The 9,708-nt window shown below is 62.8% G+C and carries 11 protein-coding genes; 2 read left to right on the top strand and 9 right to left on the bottom strand.

What is annotated here, in order from left to right; all coding sequences use genetic code 11:
* The coding region (map, locus tag A3764_RS20110) for a type I methionyl aminopeptidase (RefSeq protein WP_067952019.1) at window positions 1–620 on the top strand (620 nt) is incomplete at its 5' end.
* 8 nt (window positions 621–628) lie between these two features.
* On the opposite strand, the gene rsmD is transcribed toward map, so the two are convergent.
* Together rsmD and A3764_RS20100 are read right to left on the bottom strand one after the other, a co-directional pair.
* On the bottom strand, window positions 629–1,198 hold the full coding sequence (rsmD, locus tag A3764_RS20105) for a 16S rRNA (guanine(966)-N(2))-methyltransferase RsmD (protein WP_067924402.1): 570 nt from the start codon (window positions 1,196–1,198) through the stop codon (window positions 629–631).
* Complete coding sequence (locus tag A3764_RS20100; protein ID WP_067924401.1) at window positions 1,195–2,403, bottom strand: NAD(P)/FAD-dependent oxidoreductase; 1,209 nt, start codon at window positions 2,401–2,403, stop codon at window positions 1,195–1,197. Before A3764_RS20100 ends, rsmD begins: the two co-directional genes overlap by 4 nt.
* A gap of 90 nt (window positions 2,404–2,493) precedes the next feature.
* Here A3764_RS20100 and A3764_RS20095 point away from each other — a divergent pair, with 90 nt between their 5' ends.
* Window positions 2,494–2,982, top strand: coding sequence for a peroxiredoxin (locus A3764_RS20095; RefSeq protein ID WP_067924396.1), 489 nt, complete (start codon window positions 2,494–2,496; stop codon window positions 2,980–2,982).
* Window positions 2,983–3,033: 51 nt separating this feature from the next.
* On the opposite strand, the gene A3764_RS20090 is transcribed toward A3764_RS20095, so the two are convergent.
* The 7 genes from A3764_RS20090 to A3764_RS20060 all read right to left on the bottom strand — a co-directional run.
* On the bottom strand, window positions 3,034–3,879 hold the full coding sequence (locus A3764_RS20090) for a mechanosensitive ion channel family protein (RefSeq protein ID WP_067924393.1): 846 nt from the start codon (window positions 3,877–3,879) through the stop codon (window positions 3,034–3,036).
* 10 nt (window positions 3,880–3,889) lie between these two features.
* Window positions 3,890–4,210, bottom strand: a complete 321-nt coding sequence (locus tag A3764_RS20085) for a 4a-hydroxytetrahydrobiopterin dehydratase (protein ID WP_067924390.1) — start codon at window positions 4,208–4,210, stop codon at window positions 3,890–3,892.
* Window positions 4,207–5,394, bottom strand: coding sequence for a GNAT family N-acetyltransferase (locus tag A3764_RS20080; RefSeq protein ID WP_067924387.1), 1,188 nt, complete (start codon window positions 5,392–5,394; stop codon window positions 4,207–4,209). The genes A3764_RS20085 and A3764_RS20080 overlap by 4 nt, the downstream gene beginning before the upstream one ends.
* Window positions 5,395–5,510: 116 nt before the next feature.
* Window positions 5,511–6,287, bottom strand: coding sequence for a glycerophosphodiester phosphodiesterase family protein (locus tag A3764_RS20075; protein ID WP_067924384.1), 777 nt, complete (start codon window positions 6,285–6,287; stop codon window positions 5,511–5,513).
* Window positions 6,284–6,742 carry a RidA family protein gene (locus tag A3764_RS20070; protein WP_067924381.1) on the bottom strand — a complete coding sequence of 153 codons (459 nt, stop codon included), beginning with the start codon at window positions 6,740–6,742 and terminating at the stop codon, window positions 6,284–6,286. The genes A3764_RS20075 and A3764_RS20070 overlap by 4 nt, the downstream gene beginning before the upstream one ends.
* An 81-nt stretch (window positions 6,743–6,823) precedes the next feature.
* Complete coding sequence (locus A3764_RS20065; protein WP_067924379.1) at window positions 6,824–8,110, bottom strand: HlyD family type I secretion periplasmic adaptor subunit; 1,287 nt, start codon at window positions 8,108–8,110, stop codon at window positions 6,824–6,826.
* The coding region (locus tag A3764_RS20060; protein WP_067952016.1) for a type I secretion system permease/ATPase at window positions 8,107–9,708 on the bottom strand (1,602 nt) is incomplete at its 5' end. The genes A3764_RS20065 and A3764_RS20060, both read right to left, overlap by 4 nt.

Here is a 9,708-nt window from a genome sequence, read left to right as displayed (position 1 = left end):
CGGCGACCATCGGCTACAAGGGATATGCCCACGCGAGCTGCATCTCGGTCAATCATGTTGTCTGCCACGGCATCCCCGGCGACAAGAAGCTGAAGGACGGCGATATCCTCAATATCGACGTCACCGTGATCGTCGATGGCTGGTACGGCGATACCTCACGGATGTATGTGGCGGGCAAACTCAGCCGGAAGGCGGAGCGCCTCATTCAGGTCACCCACGACAGCCTGATGCGCGGCATCGATGCGGTGCGGCCCGGGAATACCTTCGGCGATATCGGTCATGCGATCCAGACCTATGCGGAAAGCCACCGGATGAGCGTCGTCACGGATTTCTGCGGCCATGGGCTGGGTCGGGTGTTTCATGCCCCGCCCAATGTGCTGCATTACGGGCGCCCCGGCACCGGGGCGATGCTAGAACCCGGAATGTTCTTTACCATCGAGCCCATGGTGAACCTTGGCCGGGCGGAAACCAAGACACTCTCCGATGACTGGACGGCGGTCACTCGGGACAAGTCGCTGTCGGCCCAGTTCGAACATTCGGTCGGTGTCACGGAAGATGGCTGCGAGATATTCACGCTGTCGCCCGCGGGTCGCTTTCATCCCACATACCAGCAGGACTGATCACCCCGTCAGTCGCGATTGCCATTTGCCCTGTAGCACAGCAGGGTGACATGGGTGTCGCCGTACTTGCGGGTCGCGATGCGTTCGAACCCCTGAAGCGCCTGCATGGGGGCATTTTCTTCCCAAACGACCATGGCATCGGTGGCGATCCAGCCGCCCCGCGCCACCCTGTTCAACGCCACCTGACCCAGATTGCGCCCATAAGGCGGATCGAGGAACACAAGGTCGAAGGCGGCCATGGGCCATGCGGCGAGACGGGTCGCATCACTGCGCATCAGCGTCGTCCTGTCCTCTAACCGCAACTTCTCGATGTTTTCCGAGATGAGCCGCTGGGCGGGGCGCCCATTCTCGACAAACACCGCCTCGGCGGCACCGCGTGAAAGCGCCTCCAGCCCCAATGCCCCGGTCCCGGCGAAGAGATCCAGCACACGGGCGTTTTCGATAACATCGTGATGCGTGAGCATGGAAAACAACGCTTCGCGCACCCTATCAGAGGTCGGGCGCAGGTGCGCCTCCGCATCGCCTTTGCCGACGGACGCGAGCGCGACACCGCGATATGTGCCGGCAATGATCCTCATCCGCGCAGGAGCGATTTGAGATCCGTGTCAGGGTCTACCAGTGCATCGGGGTCTGGCGTCTTGCCCGCATCGATTAGCCGTTTGCCCACCATGTAGCCGCGGGGATCGTTCATGGCGTCCACCGCCAGCAAGCAGCCGTCGCCGTAATACCAGAAGGATCGGGCGCCCTCTTCCGCCCCGCGCGTATAGACGCTGTCATACCCGGTGTTGAGCCCCGCGATCTGCAGTTTCACATCGTACTGGTCCGACCAGAACCAGGGCTGGGCCACATAATCACGCCCCGCGCCCAGGATGTTGTCGGCCACGCACTCCGCTTGATCTATTGCGTTCGGAACGGATTCCAACCGGATGCGCGTACCTCGATAGGGAAAAGAAGTGCAATCGCCCGCGGCCCAGACATGGGGCACAGAAGTACGGCCCTGCGCATCGACCGCAATGCCATTGTCGATCGCAATGCCTGCCGCTTCGGCCAGACGCGTATCAGGCAGGATCCCCACGCCCACGATGACGAAGTCGGCACCAACTTCCTGCCCGTCTGAAAGCCGCGCGCCCGTTACATGGGTCTCCCCCAGCAGCCGGTCCAACCCGACGCCTTCGCGGATATCGACACCGTGGTGCGTATGCAGATCGCGGAAGAATGCGCTCGTTTCCGGGGCCGCCACCCGTTGCAGGATCCGCTCGGCCATTTCCACCAGCGTCACGGACAGCCCGCGCTTTGCCGCGACGGCGGCCGCCTCCAACCCGATATAGCCGCCGCCCACGATCAGCACCCGGCTGCCCTGCTCGAACCGCGGCGCCATGGCGTCCACATCGGCAAGGTCGCGCACGACATATACGCCTTCCAGATCGCCCCCCATGGCATCAGGCAGCTTACGGGGAATCGACCCGGTGGTGAGCACCAGTTCGTCGTAGTCCAATGTCGCGTCCGGCAAGGTCAGTTGGCGCCGCTCGGTATCGACCCGTTGCACCCGCGTTCCGAGACGCAGATCGATATCCTGTTCATCGTAGAAAGCCGCAGGACGCAGATAGAGCCGTTCCAGCGCCATCTCTCCCAGCAGGTAGGCCTTGCTGAGCGGCGGGCGTTGATAGGGCGGTACGGCTTCGGCACCGATCAGCGTGATGCGGCCGTCAAACCCCTTGTTTCGCAGGCGTGCCACGCAGGAGGCCCCGGCCTGACCGGCCCCCACTACAACAACGTGCTGCATATTCGCGTCCTTCGATTAGTGTAGCCTACCGCCCCGGCACAGCCTATATCCGGAGCAACCGCAAACGCAATTCACGGAAAGGCTTGCTATATGACGATTTCCCAGGGTGACACGCTCCCCGACGCAACATTGATCCAGATGGGTTCGGAAGGCCCGGAAGAGGTGCAACTGCGCGACAAGCTGAAGGACCGCAAGGTCGTTATCTTTGCCGTGCCCGGGGCCTTCACCCCGACCTGCCATTCCGCCCATGTACCCAGCTTCGTGCGCACGAAAGACCAGTTCGACGCCAAGGGAGTGGACGAGATCATCTGTATCGCCTGCAACGATCCTTTCGTGCTGAAAGCATGGGGTGACTCCACCGGGGCAAATGATGCGGGGATCACCATGCTTTCCGACGCTGCAGCAGAGTTCACCAAGGCGATCGGAATGGACTTCGACGCCGCCTCCCGGGGCCTCGTGGCCCGGTCCAAGCGTTATGCAATGGTGGTGGATGACGGCAAGGTCACTCTCTTCCACCCGGAAGAGGCCCCCGGCGTCTGCGAAGTTTCGGGTGGCGAGACGTTGCTCGCCAGCATGTGAGTTTCGGCGGCGGGGGGGGCGTCAACACGCGACCCCCGCCGCCAAATGCCGTTATTCGGCGGCCTGAACGATAGTGCGCGTCGGGAACGGGATGTCCACACCGCCGTCATCCAGCGCTTCCTTCACCTTGCGGGTCATATCCGCCTTGAAGGCGAAATAATCGCTGGCATTGCACCAGACCCGCACAAGGAAATCCACGGAACTGTCGTTCAGGTTTGTCACCTGGATGAAGGGCGCGGGATCGGCCATGGCGCGTTCGTCCGCCATGATCGTGTCACGGATGATATCCTCTGCGGTCTTCAGGTTGGCGCCATAGCCCACGCCGAAGGTCCATTCCGCACGGCGGGTGGGGTTGACCGAATAATTCGTGATGACATTGCCCCAGACCTCCGAGTTGGGCACGATCACCTGCACATTTGAGAGGTCCGCTAGTTCCGTGAAGTTGAGATTGATCTGCTTCACAGTCCCCATCTCGCCCGCCACTTCAACGAAATCACCGATCTTGATCGGGCGGAAGAAGATCAGCATGACCCCCGCCGCCACGTTGGACAGCGTGCCCTGAAGCGCAAGGCCGATCGCCAGACCGGCGGCACCGATCACCGCAACGACAGAGGTCGTCCGCACCCCGAAGGTATTCAGCACGAAAAGCACGCTGAAACCGATGACCACGTAGCGCACGATGGAGGCGAGGAAATCGAACAGCATCTCGTCCAGATGCCGGTTACGCTTGCCGAGGTTCTGCACCCGGTGCTGCAACCATGAGGAGATGATCCACCCCAGCAGGAGAATGACGATCGCGCCGAGTATCGACCCGAAAGTCGATGCCAGAAATTCAAGCGTCAGCAAATCCGCGAGGGTATTCCCCTGCCAGAGTTCGGTGTTCATCCAGTCGTTCATCGTCTTCCAGTCAGTCTTTCTTGGCCCCGGTGTCGCCCCCCGTCAGGCCGTCCATCTTGCGGGCCAATTTCGCATCCAGCGAGCTAAGCCCATCGACATCATGCGTAATCAGCGTCACGTCGACCCGATTGTACACATTGCGCCACTCCGGATGGTGGTCCCACTTTTCGGCCCAAATAGCAACGCGCGTCATCCATCCGAAGGCATCCGCGAAATCCGCAAACTTGAATGTCTTTTCGATCGCGTCGCGCGATTCGGCCATTTTCCATCCCGTCGCGAACAACGGGGGCAGTACCGTTTTACGTGTTTCCTTGCTCAGCTTCTCGGTCATTCCTGTTCCTCGATATTGCTGCGACGGAAGGGGCCGTAGTCCGTCAAAACCTCTATTTCCTCGTCGACGGCTGCACGTTCGGCCTGCAGGTAATCCGCGACGGCCCGGGAAAAGCCCGCATCGCGCATCCAATGCAACGACCACGTGGGCGTGGGCAGGTAGCCGCGCGCCAGCTTGTGCTCCCCCTGTGCGCCGGCCTCCACCGTGGCGAGATCATGGGCAATGGCGAAATCCATGGCCCTGTAATAGCACAATTCGAAATGCAGGAAGGGGTGATGTTCCACGCATCCCCAGTAGCGGCCAAACAGCGCGTTTGCCCCGATAAAGTTCAGCGCCCCCGCGACCCAGCGCCCATCACGCCGCGCCAGCACCAGCGCGATGTCATCGCGCAGACGTTCCTGCGCCAGATCGAAAAACTGCCGCGTCAGGTAGGGGGAGCCCCATTTGCGCGCCCCGGTATCCTGATAAAAGCGCCAGAAGGCGTCCCAATGCCCGGGCTCGATCTCGTCCCCCGTGAGGGTCACGATCTCGCCCCCGAAAGTGATGGCCTGTGCGCGCTCCTTGCGGATGTTTTTGCGTTTGCGCGAGCTCAGCGTTGAAAGAAAACCGTCGAAATCCGCATAGCCCTCGTTCTTCCAGTGAAACTGCTGCGATTTGCGCACCAAAAGGTCCATTTCTTCGGCGCGCGACGCCTCCTCCCGGGTACAGAACGTGACATGGAACGATGACAGCCCGTTACCGTCCGTGAGCTGCATGGCACCTTGAGCAAGTGCTGCCATGCCGGTCTCTTTGAAACCCGGTCGTACAAGGAAACGCCGCCCCGTGGCAGGAGTATGGGGTACCGCGATCTGCAGCTTGGGATAATAGCGCCCCCCTGCCCGTTCATAGGCATGCGCCCAACTGTGGTCGAAGATGTATTCACCCTGAGAATGCGATTTCGCATAGAGCGGTGCGACGCCGATCACCGTATCCCCAACGGCAGCCGACAAGTATTGCGGTTGCCAGCCGGTGCCCTGCCCCACGCTGCCGGACTCTTCCAGCGCGGACAAAAAGCGATAGGTCGTGAAAGGGTCCCGCGGGCGTGCGCCATCTGCCGCCTCGGGGCAGGCACAGGCATCCCAGACTTCCTGCCCAATGTCGGACAACCGCTGTACGACGCGGATTTCGACGCTCTGTTCTGTCATGGCCTGTATTTTGGCACCATGCCGCCATCCACCCGCAGGATCGATGACCGCACTCGCCTGAACCCCTTCAGCTCCTGCCCGGCTCTATCTGTGGTCCGAACGGGCGGGTTCAACCCTCAGCCCGCTGCGGCAGACAGGTCGGCGGATGGGCGAAAGCCTTCGAACGTGATGTTGTCCACAGCAGCCAGAGCGATCGATGCCTCTTGCGGGCTACGTACCGTCCAACAAGAAACATAGGCCCCCTTCGCCCTCAGCTCCGTCACCCGCGGACGGGAAAGATCGCCACATTCGTGGCTGATGAAACAGGACCCGGTCCGTTCGAAATCAGGAATGCCGCGCAGCCGGTCACAAGTTGCACGCGGCAGCGGCCAGTCTTCGTAGTGATAGGCGCTTGTCACAAGGCCCCTCGCAACCTTCGGCGCCAAATCGGCCATCAGTCCGACACTGTGCGGATTGAACGACATCACGGCCACTTCGCCGTCATAGTCCTGCAACCCGCCCGCAACAGCCTGTTCGAGCAGCCCGACATCCGGCCCCATGCCGCCATCCTGATCCTTGATCTCGATCAGCAGCGGGACCCTGCCAGCTATCATGGTCAACACCTCGGGAAGCCCCGGAATCCCTTCGGAACCTCCGGTCAGGCCTATTTCGCCAAGCTCAGCGGCGGAACGGAGCCGCACCGCGCCGGTGGCATCGGTAAGGCGATCCAGCGCATAATCGTGAAATACCATGGCGGCACCATCGGCGCTCAATTGAACGTCGATCTCGATCCCGTAGCCCGCATCAATCGCGGCCTCGATGGCGGCGCGGCTGTTTTCGGGCCGCCCGTCGGCCATATCGTGCAGGGCGCGGTGGGCGAATGGAACGCGGCGAAAACCGTCCGGCAGCATCATTCGATCTCGAAGATGCCTTCGATCTCGACCGCGACCCCCAGCGGCAACGAAGCGGCCGAAACCGCGGAACGTGCGTGACGCCCGGCATCGCCCAGCGCCTCGACGAAGAAGTCGGACGCGCCGTTGATCACCTTGGGCTGGTCCTTGAACTCCGCCGTGGAATTCACGAAGCCGGTCAGTTTGACCACGCGCTTCAACCGGTCGAGATCGCCGTCACACGCTGCGCGCACCTGCGCCAGCAGGCTCAGCGCGCAGGTACGCGCGGCGGTGGCGCCTTCTTCCACCTGCATATCATCGCCAAGTTTGCCCGTAATCAAACCGTCCGGCCCGTTCGAGATCTGGCCGGAAACATAGACGGTATTTCCCGTGCGCACGAAGGGCACATAGTTCGCCGCGGGGGCGGGCGCGTCGGGCAGGCTGATGCCCATTTCTTCGAGACGTTTGGCGAATGACATCGAGAGGTCCTTTCGGTTGCGCTGAGCCAGCAGAGTTTGCGCGACGCTACCGTCGGCGCGCAGGAACCGAAAGGGGCTGCATCAACTTTCGCGAAATGCGTGGGCGAAATAACTGGTGATCGGCGCGGTGAAATAGGCAAGAGGAGAGCGTTGCCCGGTCTTTACGAATGCCTCCACCGCCATCCCTGGGCGCAGCGCGCCGCGGCGGTCGAGCATTTGGCGGGCCGCGGGATCAAGCGCGATATCGACGCGATAATAGGTATCCCCGGCCCTTCGGTCTTCAAAGGCGGCTGCGGAAACGCGGGTCACACGGCCTTTCAGGTCCGGGGCGTCCGCATGGGCCAGCGATTTCAGCCGAACCCGCACATGCTGGCCGGTAAAGACCTGTCCGACATGCCGGGGCGGCAGCCGAGCCGCCACCAGCATGGGGCGATCCTGCGGAACGATGTAGAGGATGGGCTGGGCGGCGCCGACGACCGCCTCCCGCCCCAGGATCTCCAATCCGTTCACGACACCGGCAACCGGCGCCCGAACGGTGGCGAGAGCGATCTTCGCGGCCAGTGCCGCCCGCTCCTCCTGCAGGTCGAGCAAACGGAGCCGTATTTCCTGCAACCCGGCGACCGCCTCCTCCCGCGGCGTATTGGCCAGACGCGCCGCTTCGATATCCATCTCGACCATGCGTTCGCTCGTCTCCGCCCGCGCCGCTTCGAGCGCCCCGATCTGACCGTCAATGCCAGCCGCCTCCCGCCGCAAATCCAACACGCTCCCGCTCGGGGCAAGACCACGGTCGAGCAGTTGCGCCTTCTTCGCCAAATCCTCTTCGAGCAGAAGCTTCTGCCGCTGCAGTGCTGCGAGTTGCGCGCGGAACCCGTCCAACTGGCGTTCGATCTGCGCGCGCCGCCTGACGATCTGGGCGATCTGCTGTTCCGTCGCTGTCCGGCGCAAGGCGAACCATCTCTGATGGCTTTCGCGTATCTCTGCGGCCCCGTCCCCGGAGAGCGAGCCGGGGAAATCTATCCCCGCCGCCCCGTCACGCTCCGCAATGAGCCGCGCCTGCCGCCCGGCGAGTTCCAGCAGACGCTTATCCATATGCCTCACACGCGCCTCTTCCCGGGTTGTATCCAGCCTGAGCAGCGGAGCGCCCTTTTCCACAAACTCGCTTTCCCGTGCCCATAGTTCGGCGACCTTCCCCCCTTCGGGATGCTGTACGATTTGACGATCCCGCTCCACTTCGATCTGCCCCGGAACGACAACCGCGCCGTCGATCCGGGCGAGGACCCCCCAGCCGATCGTTCCAATCAAAAGCAAAAGAACAGCGCCCATTCCGACAAGAACACCGGCGCGGGGCGAAGGGATACTCCACGTCATCGCCCCACGACTCTCCGTGGTGTGGTGGCTGGTGCGATATAACGCGGCATCTTCCGCAGGACCTCCTCTGCGGGGCCATAGGCCGTGGGCCGACCCCGGGACATCAACAGCAGCTTGTCGCAGCCCTTCGCCTCCGCGACTTGCTGCGTCAGGAGGATCACCATTCGTCCGTCAGCCCCGGCGGCCTCTATCGCGCTTTTCAGCGCGTGTTTCGCATCCTCCCCAAGATGGGTGCCGGGCGCGTCGAGCACGATCAGCATCGGATCACCATAGAAGGCGCGGGCGAGCGAAATCAGCTGTATCTGCCCGGCGGAAAGCCCTCTCCCCCCCGAACCGATCACCGTATCGTATCCCTCCGGGAGGGATCGGATCATGTCATCCGCGCCCACAAGGCTGGCCGCCTTTGAAATCTGGCTCGGGTCCGCATTGGATGAAAAATTCGCGATGTTTTCCGCAACCGTACCGGGCCACAGGCGCGGATGCTGCGGCAGGTTCCCGATGAACCCCTGTGCGCCCCGGTCATAGCGATACAGGGGGGCCACCCCCAGCAATACCCGCCCCGCCAACGGCGGCAGCAAGCCGGTCAGAAGGCAGGCAAGGCTGGTCTTTCCTGCACCTGCCGGTCCGACCACGCCCAGAACTTCCCCCGCTCTTAGCTCGATATTGACCCCGACAAGCGCGGGCATCTTGGCATCGGGCCAGCGCAGGGCGAGGTTTTCCATGATCAGCGGTGGCTCAGGACACGGCTGGGGCAAGGTGGAACGATGCGAGGCCCCGTTCTTTTTCGTCGCTTCCAATGCCTGCCAGGACAGCCTGCCCTGTTGCAGCATCGCCCAGTTGGCTGTCAGTTGATCCAGAGGTGCCAGGGCCCGCCCCGACAGGATTGTGCCCGCGATCATCGCGCCGGGCGTCAGCGCGCCCTGCAGGGCCAGCCATGCACCAAGACCCAGCATGGCAGACTGAAGCATCAGCCGCAGCGCCCGCCCCACTGCCTGCGCGCCCAGTCCTGCGGCACTTGCCTGCCAGAGATGCCTTTCCGCAGTGTCCCGCCACGTCTGCCATTGGCTGCCCAAATGCCGTGCCGCCGTCGGCACGGGCTGCGCTTCCCCGGCTTGAACCACAAGCCCGCGGGCGCGTATTTCGGCCTTAGCAGCCCTGCGCCGCGCGCCTTTCGTCAGCAGATGGGCACAGCCGGTGGCGAGGATCAGCAACAGCGCCCCACCCAGCGCCAACCACCCCAGCAAAGGGTGGAATACGAACAGCAGGCCGAAGAAAACCGGCGACCATGGAAGATCGAGCACCGCAAAGACGGCAGGCGATACGAGCGTCGCATGAACCCGCGCGACATGCTCCAGCGCGACTGTGGGCGCATTGGCCCGGTGCGCGGCCATATCCGCATCGAAGGCCCGCGCTTCGGCCCCCCGGCGCCATTCCGCAGCGAGGAACCACATGATCCTGCAGCGCCCCCAGTCGATCACCGCCATTGTTGCGTAAAGAAACACCATGAGCAGGGTCAGCGAGACGAGCGTTTCGACAGAAGCGGAACCAAGCACCCGGTCATAGACCTGCAGCATGTAAAGCGGCCCGGTGAGGGTAAG

This window comes from Sulfitobacter sp. HI0129, assembly GCF_001635395.1.
Taxonomy (GTDB): Bacteria; Pseudomonadota; Alphaproteobacteria; order Rhodobacterales; family Rhodobacteraceae; genus Sulfitobacter.
The sequence above is the reverse complement of the archived record's forward strand: the minus strand, read 5'-3'. Positions and strand labels throughout refer to the sequence as shown.

What these genes read in the sequence shown, in the direction of transcription:
- rsmD (WP_067924402.1), bottom strand. Translation starts at nt 1,198, where the DNA reads ATGAGGATCATTGCCGGCACATATCGCGGTGTCGCGCTCGCGTCCGTC.
- A3764_RS20100 (WP_067924401.1), bottom strand. Translation starts at nt 2,403, where the DNA reads ATGCAGCACGTTGTTGTAGTGGGGGCCGGTCAGGCCGGGGCCTCCTGC.
- A3764_RS20095 (WP_067924396.1), top strand. Translation starts at nt 2,494, where the DNA reads ATGACGATTTCCCAGGGTGACACGCTCCCCGACGCAACATTGATCCAG.
- A3764_RS20090 (WP_067924393.1), bottom strand. Translation starts at nt 3,879, where the DNA reads ATGAACGACTGGATGAACACCGAACTCTGGCAGGGGAATACCCTCGCG.
- A3764_RS20085 (WP_067924390.1), bottom strand. Translation starts at nt 4,210, where the DNA reads ATGACCGAGAAGCTGAGCAAGGAAACACGTAAAACGGTACTGCCCCCG.
- A3764_RS20080 (WP_067924387.1), bottom strand. Translation starts at nt 5,394, where the DNA reads ATGACAGAACAGAGCGTCGAAATCCGCGTCGTACAGCGGTTGTCCGAC.
- A3764_RS20075 (WP_067924384.1), bottom strand. Translation starts at nt 6,287, where the DNA reads ATGATGCTGCCGGACGGTTTTCGCCGCGTTCCATTCGCCCACCGCGCC.
- A3764_RS20070 (WP_067924381.1), bottom strand. Translation starts at nt 6,742, where the DNA reads ATGTCATTCGCCAAACGTCTCGAAGAAATGGGCATCAGCCTGCCCGAC.
- A3764_RS20065 (WP_067924379.1), bottom strand. Translation starts at nt 8,110, where the DNA reads ATGACGTGGAGTATCCCTTCGCCCCGCGCCGGTGTTCTTGTCGGAATG.